Below are 16,015 nucleotides of genomic sequence, written 5' to 3' on the forward strand. Positions count from 1 at the left end.
CAATTTTGTGGAAAAACATACTGGATGCAAACGGCTGCTTTATGCTTTTGGTTATTCCATACAGGGGCTTTTCGCTGCACTGCGTTATGAAACCGCTTTTCGACAAGCCTTTCTGCTGTTATTAATTGCAGGCATTGGGAGTTTCTTTCTCGAGGTATCATCCGTTGAACGACTAGCCATGATCACGGTTTTATTGCTTGTGGTAATGGTTGAAGCACTGAACTCAGCATTTGAATGCGTTGTTGATCGTATTAGCACCGAACCTCATCTGCTATCGGGACGAGCCAAAGACTATGGTTCTCTGGCGGTGCTTATTGCCCTCATTATCGCTCTGGCTACCTGGCTGACCATCTTGTGGCCATTAATAGTGCGAGGCTGATGATGACTAAATTACAGTCTTTTTTTGGCCCTTATCTGATATTGATAAAGCTGCTTCTCACCGGCTTGGTTATTCTGAGTTTATCGCGTATAGGCTTAGTCGTGTGGCAGTGGGATAGGGTGGTTGCTGCGACATCACTGCCCACTATTTTCTGGCAAGGAATTCGTGCAGATTTGATTATGATGGGTATGCTGCTTGTGCCATTGGCGCTGGGCTTGCCATTACTGGCAAATCAATTAGGATGGAAGATTTGGCAAAAACTGGTTCTGATTTGGGGCGTGCTGGTTATTGTCCTTATCAGTTTTATGGAAGCTTCTACCCCCGCGTTTATCAGTCAGTATGATCTGCGTCCTAACCGCTTATTTGTGGAATATCTACGTTATCCAAAAGAAGTCTTTGCCACACTTTGGCAGGGTTTTCGTTGGCCGTTATTGATTGGAGTGACCCTCACCGTTATTTCCGGCAGCGTGGCAGTAAAACTATTGCAGCGCTGGTTGAACAATAATCAGAAACCCTGGCCAGTATGGAAGATTTGGCTTGCCTGGCCACTGTTGCTGCTGATACTTGCTTTAATGATTCGATCGTCTATTGGTCATCGACCTGCCAATCCGTCCAGCTTTGCTCTGACACCGGATGCCATGGTCAATAGTCTTATGCTGAACTCAGCCTGGTCAGTATATTTTGCGATTTACAATATGCAGCACGAATCCAATGCTGCTGAAGTGTATGGCACGATGACTGATGAAGCGATCCTGTCGGAACTACATAAAAATTATCCATGGATTGATGAAGATACTCAGCGTAAATTTCCCACCTTGAATACCCGTCAGGCCTCTGTACAGCGAGATAAGCCACTCAATCTGGTGATTATTCTGCAAGAAAGTATGGGAGCTACGTTTGTGGAATCGCTTGGCGGCGAATATTCTGTCACTCCTGAACTTGAACGCCTAAAGAAAAAAGGCTGGTGGTTTGAACAGCTTTATGCCACCGGCACCCGATCAGTGAGAGGTATCGAGGCGGTAATCAGTGGCTATTTGCCGACGCCTGCACGAAGTGTGGTGAAGTTATCGCTCTCTCAACAAAACTTTTTCACCATTGCCGACCTATTAAAGCAACAAGGTTATTTCACTGAGTTTATCTATGGTGGAGAGTCACACTTTGACAATATGGCGAGCTTTTTTATTGGCAATGGCTTCGAGTCGGTGATTGATCAGCATGATTATGACAATCCGGTCTTTACCGGAAGTTGGGGTGTATCCGATGAAGATTTATTGAATAAAGCGCACCAGCAACTGCAACAAAAACATGCTGAAGGACAACCCTATTTCAGCTTGGTATTCACTTCCAGTAATCATTCACCTTATGAATTTCCCGATGGCCGCATTGAATTAGACAATCCTGTTAAACACAGTAATACCAATACAGTGAAATATGCTGATTATGCGTTGGGCCAGTTTTTTGATAAGGCTATGCAAAGCGATTACTGGAAAGATACCCTATTTCTGGTGATTGCCGATCATGACTTGAATGTGTTTGGTGATGCTTTAGTGCCGATAGAGCGCTTTCAGATCCCAGGGCTAATTTTAGGCGCGGATATCCAGCCACGGAGCATACCCACAGTTGCCAGTCAGATTGATATGCCGCCTACCTTGTTATCCTTAATGGGAATAAGTGCGGAAACCCCGATGATTGGCCGTGATTTAAGTCTGGAAAGAGAGCAGCAGTCGAGCGGCCGGGCTTTGATGCAATTTGCCGACTATTACGCCTTGATGCAGGGTGAGAAAGTCACTGTTCTCAGGCCGCAAAATACGGCGCTTGAAGGATATTATTCACCGAGTACCCGGCAATTGAAAATCATCGGGCCTGCCGCTGCAGAAGATGAACGAAAAGCGTTGGCACATGTGCTATTACCCTCATGGCTGTATCGGGAACAACGTTACGATATGCCCAATTTAATACAGTAAAAACAGTCTGGAAATAAATAACCGACCTGAAATTATCTGTCAGATAGTTTCAGGCTTTTTTTTATCACTGTTAGATTTAAAAGCAGCTTAAGCTTTTCTTAAGTATCCGGCTTTATGCTAGGCAACCATAAACATCTGGAGATGATTTATGGAAGCAACCATATTAAATAATACGACACTGAAGACTGCAAAGCATTGGCAACAACGTTTGTTGTTTCCACATAAATCACTTTCGTTCATAGATAATCAATCAATTGATAAACCGGCTGTTCAGTCATTTATCAGTGAGCGGTTTAATGATGCTTTCGGAGCGGAAATCTGCCATTTTTTGCCGTACTTTCTCGCCAGTCATATGGAAGGTGAGATTGACTCTGCCATTGGTTTTCAACCGGTTCAGCAGCACCCATTATTTCTGGAACAATATCTTTCGCAGCCAGTTGAACACACCCTGAAGTTGTATGGTGTCCACACCCAACGGTCGGACATGGTCGAAATAGGTAATTTGGCAGCCAGTTTTAATAGTGGTAGTCCATTATTATTTATTTTACTGGCCGCCGTATTGGATAAGGCTAACTATCAGTGGGTGGTATTCACTGCAACCCGCCAGGTCAGGCATCTGATTTCTCGACTCCAGCTCTCAACCATCATGTTAGGTGAAGCTGATCCCCAGCGTTTGATTGATAAAACTCAACAGTGGGGCAGTTATTACCAACATCAACCGATGGTATTGGCTGGTCATCTTGCGACAGCTATTGCACACCTGCGCCAACATCAGGTGATTCAATCGTTACTGGAAACCCATCAGGATTTTGTGGAAAGCACGGCGAGGATAATTCGTCAATGAACAGCAAAATTTTACAATCCTTTGAAAAACTAGCCATTGAACAGCCAGACAACATTTGTGTGCTAGATGACGTTCAGCAACGAACACGTCAACAGGTGATGCAGCAGGTTGAAGCGGTCGCAACCGAATTAATGGAATATCAACATCAGGTTATTGGTTTACTGGCTGATAACAGCGTGCAATGGTTGATTATGGATCTGGCAGCACAGCGCGCCGGAATCATTTTATTGCCATTGCCATTATTTTTTACCCCAGATCAACTGCAACATGCACTACAGAGTGCGGGGGCTATTGGGCTGATTCATGATCGTCCATTAATGATTGATGATGAGTTTCTGGGTGAAAGTCACTTTGTAAAAAGTTTGATGTTGACCTTTACAGCCTGCCGAAATATCTCAGTCATCGCATTGCCTCCTGGCACGGCAAAAATTACATTTACTTCAGGATCAACAGCCGACCCAAAAGGGGTGTGCCTGAGTAACGACAATCAATACCAAGTCAGTCAGAGTTTATTAAGCGTGCTGAAAATGGAAAATGTTCGGCATCTGGCCTTACTTCCATTAAGCACATTACTGGAAAATATTGCTGGGCTTTACACACCTTTATTAAGTGGTGGAGAGATTATATTACTTGGCATGGAGAAAACCGGTTTTTCCGGCAGTCTGTCAGGCAACATTTTTCAGTTATTAACCACCATTTCGCATTATCAACCAGAAAGTCTGATTCTGGTTCCAGAATTATTGTCGGCTTTACTAATCGCCGCTGAACAGGGATGGCAGCCACCTGAATCCTTGCAATTTATTGCGGTAGGGGGAAGTCGCGTCGCCAGCGAAATGATTGAACGTGCTCGTCAGATTGGTCTCCCAGTATATGAAGGATATGGCTTGTCTGAATGTAGTTCAGTGGTCAGTCTCAATACGCCAGTACAAGACAATCCTGGAACAGCCGGAAAGGTATTACCCCATGTAGATATCCAAATTGAAAAGGGTGAAATAATGGTGTCGGGTAATACTTTTCTGGGCTATATCGGCACGGACCTATCACATCAAAATACTGTTTCCACCGGCGATATGGGCTATCTGGATCAGGATGGATTCTTAGTCATCCAGGGACGTAAAAAACAGCTGCTCATTTCGAGTTACGGTAGAAATATAAATCCCGAATGGGTAGAAAGCGAAGTACTTGCTCGTCCTGGGATTTTGCAATGTATTTTGTTTGGTGATGCTAAACCGTATTGCACCGCATTAATTTATACCCATTTAAACGATGCCGCATTGGAAAACTGGCTATCACACGTTAATAAAAAGCTTCCAGTCTACGCACAAATTACCAAATGGCAGCGTCTTGAACAGCCGTTAACAGCAAAAGCTGGACTACTCACAGCCAATGGTCGACCAAAACGCGATCGAATTTTTACTTTTTTTCAGCATGATTTGGAAGCTATCTATCAGGAGTCACAGTATGGGATTTTTTGACACACTCTGCCAGCAGACAGACGTTGAGCGACAACACTTATTTTCTGCCCCAATTATTAATCAGGCGATGCGGGGTGAAGTGACGCTGGATCTTTATATAGCTTTTCTAACGCAGGCTTATCATCACGTTAAACATACCGTTCCATTGCTGATGGCCGTTGGCTCACAATTGCCAGAACAGTATGAGTGGTTACGGGAAGCTGTTGCGGAATATATCGAAGAAGAGCTGGGGCATCAAGAGTGGATTCTGAATGATATCGCTGCATGCGGTCATGATAAAGAATTGGTGCGAAACAGTCGTCCAAATTCTGCCACCGAGCTGATGGTGGCCTATGCCTACGATACGGTTTTCCGCGTCAATCCACTGGGTTTTTTTGGCATGGTTCATGTACTTGAGGGCACCAGTATTGCCACCGCAGATAATGCCGCGACAGCGATTCAAAATGCGTTGTTTTTGCCTGATAAAGCCTTTAGTTATCTACGTTCACATGGCGCTTTGGATCAGGAGCATGTGAAATTTTTTGAAGCTTTGATGAACCGGATTGACGATCCAGAGGCACAACAACTGATCATTCACAGTAGCAAAATGTTCTATCGTTTGTATGGCGATATTTTTCGGAGCCTTACAGTATGAATACGCCCCTGAATTCATCGTCCAACACTATCGTTTTAACCGGTGCCACCGGTGGACTGGGATCTGCACTGGCTAAAGTCTTGTCTGCTCAAGGTTTTTTATTGGTGTTGTGTGGTCGGAATCATGTTCAACTGGAACAGCTTAATCGTACATTAGGTGGTCAACATCACTGCATTGCCAGTGATTTAACGACAAGTGAAGGCCGTCAGGCAGTGCTTTCGTATTGCCAACAGTTTCCCAGAGGTATTAATGCATTAATTAATAATGCGGCCAGCAATCATTTCGGTCCACTCAAAGAGATGAATGAAAGCAGCATTCAGAAGATGCTCATCACCAACTTAATGGTACCTATCGAATTAACACGCTTACTACTCCCATTACTGGGAAAAGCAGATAAAGCCCAGATCATCAATATCGGTTCGGCATTCAGCCGACTCGGGTTTCCGGGATTCAGTGTTTATAGTGCCTGCAAATTTGGTCTGCGAGGCTTTACGGAAGCAATGCGTCGAGAGTTAGCCGATACGCCTATCACTGTACGTTTATTTGCGCCCCGCACCATTACTACAGCAATGAACGATGACAACGTGACTGCAATGAATAAAGCACTTGGAAATCATAGTGATAGTGTTGAAAACGTGGCAAGTCAGTTCGTCGATTTTTATCAGAAAACACAACGTAGTGAACAGTTCTTAGGCTGGCCCGAACGTTTATTCGGTTGGTTGAATTCAATCAATAGTCGCTGGGTGGATCAAGGCCTAGCCAAAAAACTTCCGCTGATTCAGCGTTATTGGACAGGAGCAGCAAAATGAAAAAAGTATTTGTTTTATTCTATAGTCTGGGATTATTTGTTTTCAGTCTATCGGCTCAGGCAATATCGCCTGAAGCATTGCAATTGCAATCCGCCTGGGAACATGCCAATTATGAGTTAACTGACAAACAACAGATAGAGGCGTTTGAATCATTAACTGCAAAGGCGGATGAGATAAAAAAACTCTCACCTGATCAACCGGATGTATTAATCTGGCGGGGAATTATTTATGCCAGTTATGCCGGTATTAAAGGCGGCCTTGGTGCATTATCCATGGCAAAAACAGCCAAAGCGGATCTGGAAAAAGCCATTGAAATTGATGATCAGGCATTGAATGGTTCAGCCTATACTACATTAGGGACACTGTATTATAAGGTCCCAGGTTGGCCATTGGGGTTCGGTGATAAGGCTACCGCAGAAAAGCTATTAAAAAATGCATTGAGATTAAATCCACAAGGCATTGATAGTAATTATTTTTATGCTTTGTTTTTAGTAGATAAAAAACAATATAAAAAAGCGGAGTCTTATCTGTTATTCGCGAAAAAGGCGGCACCCAGAGCAGATAGACCACTGGCTGATAAAGGCCGTTTAATGGAAATTGATAAGGCATTGGCAGAAGTCAACAAACATATGAATAACCAAACGCATGCAAATACTGTTAATTGAAGATGATCTGTCATTGGCGCAAGGTCTTATGCGGTCGCTGCGGCATGACCGGTTTACGGTAAATCATTTAAGTCTTGGTCGTCAGGCGATTAACAGCATCAAAACTACACCGCCTGATATGGTAATTCTGGATCTGGGACTGCCCGATATGGATGGCACCGACGTGCTGGCAGAGATCCGAAAGCACAATGCTACAGTACCTATATTAGTATTAACGGCTCGTGGCAGTATTAATGATCGCGTCATCGGACTGGATGCCGGTGCCGACGATTATCTGGCTAAACCGTTTGATATTGATGAACTGCTGGCCAGATTAAGAGTGTTCGAACGCCGATTGAGCAGTCAGCAACACGCTGCATTACAAATCGGTTCCGTCAGTCTGGACAGCAAAGCCATGCAGTTAAAAGTGGATGATGCGTTGGTGGAATTACCGCGACGTGAATTTATGTTGCTGAAAATCTTAATGGAGAATGTTGGTCGTGTACAGACCCGGGATAGTCTGGAATCAAAGCTGTACAGCTGGGGTGAAGAGGTCGGCAGTAATGCCATCGAAGTACATGTTCATCATTTACGTAAAAAACTTCCAGAAGGCTTTATTAAAACCATCCGCGGCGTAGGGTATCAAATCAGTAATCCATGAAATCAATCCGACTGTATCTCCTGCTGATATTAGTAGCTACTCTGGTACTGGTGATGTTTGTGTCGTTACTGAAAGGGTATCAGTCCAGTATTGAAACGGCACAACAATTGTTTGATGAACGTTTAATCAACACCGCTGAACTGATTGCCTCCGCTCACATTGGTCAAAATACAGTCGATTCGACGCAAAGTCCCACCAGTGATTATCTGTTTTTTCAAATCTGGGATGCCAACGGCCAATTATTAACTCGCTCTAAAACTGCTCCCCATATTGCGCTAAGTCAATTTGAACAAGGATTTTATGACGTCAATTTCAAAGGCTTTCGCTGGCATAACTATGTACATCCTGATCTGCAATTTGAACGATGGATTATCGTCGGAGAACGCAGTGATGTTCGCAGTTCTATGGCGGAAGATATTGTTTTAGCCACCATATTACCGGCGTTTTTCGGCATCGTAGTGGCAGCCATAGTAATCTGGTGGTTAATTGGTACCGGGTTAAAGCCCTTGAAAACGCTTTCTGCGCAACTTTCCAGCAAACAGGCTGATGATTTAAGACCGATTGAATTGGCCCCATTGCCCATTGAAATGAGTCAGTTGGTGAAAATTATTAACCAACTATTCTGGCGTCTTGACCAAAGTTTTCAACGTGAACAGCGTTTTGCGGCTGATGCGGCACATGAATTACGTACCCCTATCAGTGCCTTGCAGATACATTTACATAATCTTCGACAAACCTACGGGGATAACACAGAAGATTGGCAACTCATGCAGGCTGCTGTTGACCGGATGGGCCATCTGGTCAACCAGATCCTGATGCTGTATCGGACAGCGCCTGAGCAAATTGCAGCGAAAGCCGAAGCCATTGATCTGTACAAATTGGCCAGCGAGGTTATTGCACGAGATTATCAACAGTTTGAGAAGCGTCAGCAATATATTGAATTGATTGGTGAATCTGCTCAGGTGTATGGTCATTTATTTGCCCTGGAAACACTGTTACAGAACCTGCTAAACAATGCCAACAAATATGCACCGTCAAAGGGGCATATTGTCATTCATGTTCATCCCACTGAGAAAGGTGTGCGATTAACCGTTGAGGATGATGGTCCCGGTATTCCGCCAGACCAGTATGAGCGTATTTTTGACCGGTTTTATCGATACCAGAACGAAAACAGTGATCTCCAATTACCCGGATGTGGTCTAGGTCTCGCTATCGTTCAACATATTATTGAAATGCATCATGCTGAGATCAAACTGACCAAATCAGCATTTGAAACAGGCCTTAAGGTCATTATAGATTTTCCTGCAGTGATGAATAAATGATGAAGTATTTTTTTATATGCATGGCTATCCTATTGATTCCAATAAAGAGTTACGCTGCGCCACCCGTATTTGAAATCCTCATCAAAGATCATCTATTTTATCCGGATGAACTAGTGATTCCCGCTGATACCAAGGTGAAATTACTGGTCAAAAATCAAGATGCTACTCCTGAAGAATTTGAAAGTTATGAGCTTAACCGTGAAAAAGTCATCCCCGGCAATACTCAGGCGATCATTTTTGTCGGCCCATTAAAGCCAGGGACGTATCCATTTTTTGGTGAGTTTTTTCCTAAAACGGCCCAAGGCAGAATAATTGTCAAAGAGAGCGGTAAATAATCATGTTGCTGAATAGCGTTATTCTGGTGTTACGTGAAGTACTGGAAGCCGCCATGGTCGTAAGCCTGTTCATGGCATTTACCACTGTGAGTCAGCAAGCACGTAGCTTTCTGCTCAAGGCAATTCTGCTGGGATTGATTGCCGGTGGCGCTTATGCGTATTTTTTACCCGAGATATCAAACTGGCTGGAGGGCGTTGGTCAGGAAATAACCAATACCATTATTCATATAGGTATTTATGTATTTCTGATGGGGTTTTTATGGCTTATTTCCAGAGATATTGTCCTCCCCAATCGGCTGGTAAAAGGCATGATGATGGCAGCCATTATCCTGGCAATTAGTCGGGAAAGTGCCGAAATCATGTTATATATTTCCGGCTTTCGCAGTGATCATTTTTTGCTGCAATCCGTCGTGTCAGGCAGTTTAATTGGCTTAAGCATCGGGGTTAGCTGCGGTATTTTTTTATATCACCTGATGATTGCTTTAAAACCTGCAGCCGCAGCCAAATTCATCTGCGTGCTGGTTGTGATTGTAGGGAGCAGCATGATGTCTCAGGCCACTCAGTTTCTTATTCAAGCAGATTGGTTAGCCTCAACAGAACCCGTCTGGGACAGCTCTCATATTATCAGTGAACACTCGTTACCCGGTCAGTTACTTTATGCATTGATGGCGTATGAAGCGACGCCTACCTGGAGTCAGATAATAATTTATCTGACAAGCTTGTTACTCATGTTGATCGTGATTCTTTCGGGACGATTTTCAAGGGCTATTTCGCATGTTTAATTTTCAACGCCTCAGTTTTTTATTTTTTATTGTTACGCTCCCGGCGCTCAGTCATGCCGATGGTAATCCGGTCGATAAAGTCTATGCGCCTTATGTACAGCCATTGGAGCGTGAAATTGAATGGAGAATGACCGATTCAGATGGGCAGCAGTTTCAACGATTAGGGGTGGGCAAAAGTCTTACCGACCGACTGTTTATTGAAGGCTATTTGATCGGTGAAGATAATCAAAATAATGATTTTCGCTTACAGGCATATGAAATCGAAGCGCTTTGGCAACTGACCGAGCAAGGTGAATACGGTATTGACTGGGGGCTTATAACCGAACTTGAACGACAACGTGATGATAATAACTGGGAAGCAGCTGCAGGATTAATCGCTTTGAAAGAGTGGGGGAGATGGGTTGCAACCAGCAATTTTTGGCTTAAATATGAATGGGGCGAATCGCAGGAAAGTGAATTTGAAACCGCTTTATCGTTACAAACCCGTTATCGACTTTCTCGCTATTTTGAGCCGGCGGTTGAATTTTATGCTGGCGAAGATACTCGTGCATTAGGTCCAGTGTTTTTGGGCGATATCAGTCTTTCTCCCGGTAAAAAACTGCATTGGGAAATTGGCGTTCTGACCGGCTTGTCTGCCAAAACCGCCGATACCAACTGGCGTGCATTATTGGAATATGAGTTTTAACGCTGTTGCATTTGTGAAATGCATTCCTCAAGCGTTTTGTTTTTAAAATCATCAATAGCTTGCTGCTTACCTTCATTAGTTTCAGCAACCGGTTGTTGATAGGCACTCAGAAGCAAGCCCCGCGTAACATTACCCATGGCGTTTTCCATTGCCTCGTGAATCGGTGTATTCATTTGTCGAAATAGCATATATGAGCCGGCTTTGCTGGCCCATTCCTCACAAACTTGTGCCTGCTCAGCCTGAACGGCAATGGCATTTGTCAGCAAAAAGCCACCAAAGAAGAAACTCAACACGATTTGTTTCATTTATAAAATCCTAAATTTTTATACGATAACTTTACTGATAGCGAGATGAAGATTTTGTCAAAGGATTGAGCGAACAACTTTTTTGATGATTTAGGTTATTGTGAATTGGCTTAGAGTCACGCCATGATGCTCTGTAGAATTCATAAGACAATAAAGTGATCGCGATGAAAAATAAATTTCTGGAAAGTGGCGAAGCAGGCTATCACCCACTGAAAAAATTTCGCACCATTATTAAAGGACTGCGTTATGCAGTATTAAGTGACTTCAGTGTACTTTACAAAGTAGTTGTCTCAGTCATCGTTGTACTGGTTTCGTTGTGGTTTCACAAATGGGTGGATGCCGCATTAATCATTATGGCAACTGGCTTTGCCCTGAGTGCAGAATTGTTTAATACTGCCATTGAAGCCATGTGTGATTTCGTGGAAGAACGTCATAACCATAAAATCGGCATCATTAAAGATATCGCTGCTGCAGCTGCCGGTGTGGCGATATTTGTTTGGGCTGTAGTGATTCTTTCCAGCTTTCTGGGCGTTTGGCAACGCTTGGTTTGAGTAAGCCAATTCAAAAAGTGGAGAGCAATGATTTGCTCTCCATGCATTTGTCAGATATCGCTATGAGGACCAAAAACTTCGTAATGAATTCGATCTGCAGCCACGTTTAAATCCAACAATTGTTGTTTGATGAAGCGCATAAATCCAACGGGCCCACAAATATAAAAGTGACCATCTGTCAGGGGCAGCTCAAATTGCAGGCGGTCTAATTGCATCAGACCATTTAGCGCCTGATTATCATCAGCATCATCCTGCTTATACCAATAGTAATAATGCAGCTTATCCAGCTGATTTGCCGCGTTTTTAAGCTGATCGGCATAAGTGTGCTGATTCTTATTTTCACAGGCATGCAAAAACCAGGTTGGTTGCTCGGTTTGATTCTCCAACAGGGTTCCAAGCATCGCCATCATCGGTGTGATACCGACACCGGCAGATATCAGCACCGTCGGTTTGTCTAAATGTGCCAAATAGAAATCCCCAGTGGGTGGCATTAACTCAACATGATCACCAACCTGCACTGTGTCGTGCAAATGATTGGAAACCAAACCTGCTCTTGGCTGGGTTTCACGTTTGACACTAATCCGGTAACTTTCGCCATTGAATTTATCAGAAATAGAATACTGACGGATTTCAATATTTTCTGCCTGCTCAGGTTTTACTTTAACGGCCAGATATTGACCGGGTTGGTAATTGGCAATTTCACCACCATCAACCGGAACAAAGGTAAAGCTGGTAACCAGTTCTGATTCCGGTTTTTTATCTTTCACTTTAAATAAACGTGAACCGGTCCAGCCGCCGCTTTTGTTTTGGTATTCGCTATAGATATCCTGTTCTCGACCAATTAACACTTTGGCTAATAGTCCATAAGCCTGCACCCAGGCGTCGGCTACTTCATCGGTAAATTCTTCTGGCGCCATTTCTCTCAACGTTTCAATCAAATGATGACCGACAATCTGATATTGATCAGGCTGAATATCAAAACTGACATGTTTATGGGCCACTCTTTCGACCAGTTCACCTAAAGCGCCCAGATCATCAATATGCTTGGCGTACATTGCTACGGCGCTGAACAAGGCAAACTGCTGTCTTCCGGTTGCCTGATTAGCAAGGTTAAAAATATCTTTTAATTCAGGATTGTGACTGAACATGCGTTTGTAAAAATGGTCTGTGACCTCAACCCCGGCATTTTCCAGCAATGGCAGGGTACTTTTTACGATTTCAATGGTTCTGTTATCTAACATAAATAACCTCTTAACTAATTCAAACAACGGATTCTTTTTAGAGGTTGCAGAGGTTGTGCCATTTATAAAAAAGCATATAAATCAATTAAATACATAAATACTCATCAGTAGATGTGTCATATTGACATGGAAAAAACGTGTCTTTTTGACTTTTTAGTGATAGATTGACCTTAATTGAATAATTGAGTTGGCTATGCAAGATTTTGATTCAACATTATTACTTGAAGTCGCGCTGGATCTGGCGAACAGTATTAATAACGATGATCGTTTTGATCGCCTGTTGGCATCCATTCGCAAAGCCATTAAATGCGATGCCGTTGCATTATTGGGCTTGCATGAAAACCTGCTAACGCCTTTGGCCATTCAAGGCTTGTCCTCCGAAGTATTGGGTCGACGTTTTTATCTAACTGAGCACCCGAGACTTGAGCAGCTATGCAATGCCACTAAACCACTTATTTTCCCCGATAACTGTGATTTACCCGATCCCTATGATGGTTTGCTATTAGCCAGAACCGGCGATCTTCCGGTGCATTCTTGTATGGGGTTGCCATTGTATTCTGACCAAAAAGTCATTGGTCTGGTCACCATCGACAGTCTGCAGTCTGGGAGTTTTAATGCAATCAGTCCCAAAACGCTGGAACTGATAGCCGCATTGTCTGCAGCCACATTGAAAACAGCCCTCGAGTTTAAAAAGCTCGAAATTAGCGCCCAGCATGCGCAGCAACTGGTGCAGGAACTGACTCAGGAAGCCTTGTTAAAAGATGGGGGAGAACTGATTGGGCAAAGTACTGCCATGCAGACGTTGAAAAACGAAATCCAGCTGGTCGCCGGTTCGGATTATACCGTGCTGATAACCGGTGAAACCGGCGTGGGAAAAGAGCTGGTTGCACGCACTGTGCATCAATTGTCATTGCGAAAAGATAAACCCTTAGTTCATATCAACTGTGCGTCTTTGCCGGAAACATTGGCTGAGGCCGAATTATTTGGTCATACCAAAGGCGCATTTACCGGAGCCGATCGTGAAAGAGCCGGTAAATTTCAATTAGCCCATGGTGGCACTCTGTTTCTTGATGAAATCGGAGAGTTGCCGTTAGCTGTACAAAGTAAGCTGTTACGGGTATTACAAAGTGGTGAAATACAACCGGTGGGTAAAGATAATGTCGAACAGGTTAATGTTCGTGTTATTGCTGCGACCAACCGGAATCTTGAAGAAGAGGTTAGCGAGGGACGTTTCAGAGCCGATCTCTATCACCGTTTGTCGGTCTATCCAATCAAGGTTCCACCATTAAAAGATAGAGATCAGGATGTTTTATTACTGGCAGGTTACTTTCTGGAAAAAACCAGTCGTAAATTAGGTATCAGGCAATTACGTCTCGCTCAGGATGCTGAACTGGCATTAAGAAGCTATCACTGGCCGGGCAATGTTCGTGAACTTGAACATGTGATCAGCCGTGCTTCGTTAAAAGCCAAGGCAAAACCGACAACGACCGGTATTATTTCATTAAATAGAGCGTTTCTTGAGTTGCCAGCAAGAACTATTGCTGAGAATTCAGTTGCAAAAACGGCTGAAATTAAACCTATGCTATCCCTCGACATGGATCTCAAAACCGCTACCAATGAATTTCAAAAACATTGTATTTTAACGGCCGTTACACAAGCTGATGGAAACTGGAGTGAAGCGGCCCGATCACTGAAAATCGATCGGGCCAATTTGGTCAGAATGGCAAAACGCCTAGGCATTTCGATTAAAAAATCTGTTGTAAATCATTAATTAAGTTATGCGCTTAATGAAGCCATATCAATCACAAAACGATAACGGACATCGGATTTTTCCATACGATCAAATGCCTCATTAATCTCATCCATTTTGATCATTTCGCATTCCGGCAAGATGTTCATACGTCCACAAAAATCCAGCATTTCCTGCGTTTCAGCAATCCCGCCAATTAACGAGCCTGCAATCCTACGTCGTCCGAAAATCATAGGTGCCGTATTTGGCCCTTCAACCGGGCCGATCTGCCCAACCAATACCAGTGTGGCATCATTATCCAGCAATGGAATGTAGGGATTCAGATCATGATTGACTGGAACGGTATCGATAATTAAATCAAAGCTCGAACCTGCGCCTTCCATCGCTGCCTCGTCTTTAGAGACCAGGAAAGCATGGGCACCAAGATCCATGGCATCTTGTTCTTTTTTCGGTGATGTACTGATAACTGTTACGTGAGCACCTAAACCCACCGCCAGTTTAATTGCCATATGACCCAAACCGCCCATACCGACAACACCTACGCGGCTACCTGGACCGACGTTCCATTCTCTGAGTGGTGAATACGTGGTAATACCGGCACAAAGGAGTGGGGCGGCAAGTGCCAAATCCAGATTTTCCGGGATACGTAATACAAACTCTTCACGCACTACCAGATGTTTGGAATAACCACCATGAGTTATATCACCGGTGATTCTATCGGGAGAGCCATAGGTCAAGGTAAATCCATTACGGCAGTATTGCTCATGGTCATTATGGCATTCATCACAATCCTGACAGCTATCCACCATACAACCCACCGCAACGTTTTCACCTGGTTTGAATTTGGTCACCGCAGATCCCACTTCGATTACTCGGCCAACGATTTCATGGCCAGGAACCACAGGATAGGTCGAGCTCCCCCAATCATTTCGCGCCACATGCAAATCAGAATGACAGACACCGCAATACAAAATTTCCAAGGCAATGTCATTGGCACGTAATGTACGTCTTTCAAAAGATAACGGTGCTAGGGGAGAATCAGAAGATTGAGCTGCATAACCGATAGTTTTCATAAGAGATTCCTAGTTATAGTTAAACAAGTTGAGGGGAGGTTTACACGAGATGCTATTTAGATAAATAGGATATTCATTAAAATATTTCAGATGGTATTAACAGAACATTAACCTCAATCAAATAAACGAATAAGGCGGACATCATAGAGAATGTCATCAGGAATATAAGTCTAGAGATTAATGCCAAATGTTCGTAATGCAATCAGCATAAAGTAATAACAAATAACGGTGGCACTGATGGCAATCAAAAGGCTCCAGTAAAAATTTACGCCCATGTTCAGCAAAATAGGCAAGGTGATAAACAAAGCCAAAGAGGGAAGAACCAACCAGAAAATATTGGATGCCAAGATACTGATTTTTGTTACATCACCCGTTTCTTGATACAACCAAATGATAGCAATAACTGAAATCAAAGGTACTGAGGCCATAATGGCACCAAAGACGGAACTTCGTTTAGCTAGTTCAGAAATTACGACAATAACAACAGCGCTAACGACAACTTTAGTTATGTAGTACCACATAGGTCACCTGCATTAGTGAGCCTGTCCTGATTTCTGTGTA

18 protein-coding genes are annotated in these 16,015 nt (G+C 43.5%); 14 read left to right on the forward strand and 4 right to left on the reverse strand.

Annotated elements, in window-relative coordinates; all coding sequences use genetic code 11:
* Positions 1-7 precede the first annotated feature (7 nt).
* From B4F66_RS07115 to B4F66_RS07170, 12 genes are all read left to right on the forward strand, one after another.
* Positions 8-379 carry a diacylglycerol kinase gene (locus B4F66_RS07115; protein ID WP_292357141.1) on the forward strand — a complete coding sequence of 124 codons (372 nt, stop codon included), beginning with the start codon at positions 8-10 and terminating at the stop codon, positions 377-379.
* On the forward strand, positions 379-2,343 hold the full coding sequence (locus B4F66_RS07120; RefSeq protein ID WP_292411195.1) for an LTA synthase family protein: 1,965 nt from the start codon (positions 379-381) through the stop codon (positions 2,341-2,343). The genes B4F66_RS07115 and B4F66_RS07120 overlap by 1 nt, the downstream gene beginning before the upstream one ends.
* 148 nt (positions 2,344-2,491) lie before the next feature.
* On the forward strand, positions 2,492-3,187 hold the full coding sequence (locus B4F66_RS07125; RefSeq protein WP_292357138.1) for a thermostable hemolysin: 696 nt from the start codon (positions 2,492-2,494) through the stop codon (positions 3,185-3,187).
* Positions 3,184-4,662, forward strand: coding sequence for an AMP-binding protein (locus B4F66_RS07130; protein WP_292357136.1), 1,479 nt, complete (start codon positions 3,184-3,186; stop codon positions 4,660-4,662). Before B4F66_RS07125 ends, B4F66_RS07130 begins: the two co-directional genes overlap by 4 nt.
* Complete coding sequence (locus tag B4F66_RS07135; protein ID WP_292357135.1) at positions 4,649-5,296, forward strand: iron-containing redox enzyme family protein; 648 nt, start codon at positions 4,649-4,651, stop codon at positions 5,294-5,296. Before B4F66_RS07130 ends, B4F66_RS07135 begins: the two co-directional genes overlap by 14 nt.
* The gene (locus B4F66_RS07140) at positions 5,293-6,105 is read left to right on the forward strand and encodes an SDR family oxidoreductase (protein ID WP_292357133.1); all 813 of its coding nucleotides are present in this window, start codon (positions 5,293-5,295) and stop codon (positions 6,103-6,105) included. The genes B4F66_RS07135 and B4F66_RS07140 overlap by 4 nt, the downstream gene beginning before the upstream one ends.
* Positions 6,102-6,770 carry a tetratricopeptide repeat protein gene (locus B4F66_RS07145; protein WP_292357131.1) on the forward strand — a complete coding sequence of 223 codons (669 nt, stop codon included), beginning with the start codon at positions 6,102-6,104 and terminating at the stop codon, positions 6,768-6,770. Before B4F66_RS07140 ends, B4F66_RS07145 begins: the two co-directional genes overlap by 4 nt.
* Positions 6,751-7,410: a response regulator gene (locus tag B4F66_RS07150; RefSeq protein ID WP_292357130.1), complete on the forward strand. Its 660-nt coding sequence runs from the start codon at positions 6,751-6,753 to the stop codon at positions 7,408-7,410. The genes B4F66_RS07145 and B4F66_RS07150 overlap by 20 nt, the downstream gene beginning before the upstream one ends.
* Entirely contained in the window at positions 7,407-8,732 is a 1,326-nt protein-coding gene (locus B4F66_RS07155) for an ATP-binding protein (protein WP_292357129.1), read from the forward strand. Before B4F66_RS07150 ends, B4F66_RS07155 begins: the two co-directional genes overlap by 4 nt.
* Positions 8,729-9,067, forward strand: coding sequence for a cupredoxin domain-containing protein (locus B4F66_RS07160; protein ID WP_292357127.1), 339 nt, complete (start codon positions 8,729-8,731; stop codon positions 9,065-9,067). Before B4F66_RS07155 ends, B4F66_RS07160 begins: the two co-directional genes overlap by 4 nt.
* Positions 9,068-9,069: 2 nt before the next feature.
* Positions 9,070-9,849 carry an FTR1 family protein gene (locus B4F66_RS07165; protein WP_292357125.1) on the forward strand — a complete coding sequence of 260 codons (780 nt, stop codon included), beginning with the start codon at positions 9,070-9,072 and terminating at the stop codon, positions 9,847-9,849.
* Positions 9,842-10,534 (forward strand): hypothetical protein, encoded by a 693-nt coding sequence (locus B4F66_RS07170; RefSeq protein ID WP_292357124.1) that lies wholly within the window; start codon positions 9,842-9,844, stop codon positions 10,532-10,534. The genes B4F66_RS07165 and B4F66_RS07170 overlap by 8 nt, the downstream gene beginning before the upstream one ends.
* Here the strand turns inward: B4F66_RS07170 and B4F66_RS07175 are convergent.
* Entirely contained in the window at positions 10,531-10,839 is a 309-nt protein-coding gene (locus B4F66_RS07175; RefSeq protein ID WP_292357121.1) for a hypothetical protein, read from the reverse strand. The genes B4F66_RS07170 and B4F66_RS07175 overlap by 4 nt on opposite strands.
* A gap of 164 nt (positions 10,840-11,003) precedes the next feature.
* On the opposite strand from B4F66_RS07175, the gene B4F66_RS07180 reads away from it, so the two are divergent.
* Positions 11,004-11,390: a diacylglycerol kinase gene (locus tag B4F66_RS07180; protein ID WP_292357119.1), complete on the forward strand. Its 387-nt coding sequence runs from the start codon at positions 11,004-11,006 to the stop codon at positions 11,388-11,390.
* Between the two features lie 50 nt (positions 11,391-11,440).
* Here the strand turns inward: B4F66_RS07180 and hmpA are convergent, their stop codons facing one another.
* The gene (gene hmpA, locus B4F66_RS07185) at positions 11,441-12,658 is read right to left on the reverse strand and encodes an NO-inducible flavohemoprotein (RefSeq protein WP_292357117.1); all 1,218 of its coding nucleotides are present in this window, start codon (positions 12,656-12,658) and stop codon (positions 11,441-11,443) included.
* A gap of 166 nt (positions 12,659-12,824) precedes the next feature.
* On the opposite strand from hmpA, the gene norR reads away from it, so the two are divergent.
* Positions 12,825-14,402 carry a nitric oxide reductase transcriptional regulator NorR gene (norR, locus tag B4F66_RS07190; protein WP_292357116.1) on the forward strand — a complete coding sequence of 526 codons (1,578 nt, stop codon included), beginning with the start codon at positions 12,825-12,827 and terminating at the stop codon, positions 14,400-14,402.
* 5 nt (positions 14,403-14,407) lie between these two features.
* Here norR and B4F66_RS07195 read toward each other — a convergent pair whose 3' ends face one another.
* Both B4F66_RS07195 and B4F66_RS07200 read right to left on the reverse strand, forming a co-directional pair.
* Complete coding sequence (locus tag B4F66_RS07195; RefSeq protein WP_292357114.1) at positions 14,408-15,454, reverse strand: NAD(P)-dependent alcohol dehydrogenase; 1,047 nt, start codon at positions 15,452-15,454, stop codon at positions 14,408-14,410.
* A gap of 170 nt (positions 15,455-15,624) precedes the next feature.
* Positions 15,625-15,975, reverse strand: coding sequence for a DUF3147 family protein (locus tag B4F66_RS07200; protein ID WP_292357112.1), 351 nt, complete (start codon positions 15,973-15,975; stop codon positions 15,625-15,627).
* Positions 15,976-16,015: the final 40 nt, after the last annotated feature.

It is taken from the genome of Methylophaga sp. UBA3603 (assembly GCF_002375335.1).
In the GTDB taxonomy this organism is placed as follows: domain Bacteria; phylum Pseudomonadota; class Gammaproteobacteria; order Nitrosococcales; family Methylophagaceae; genus Methylophaga.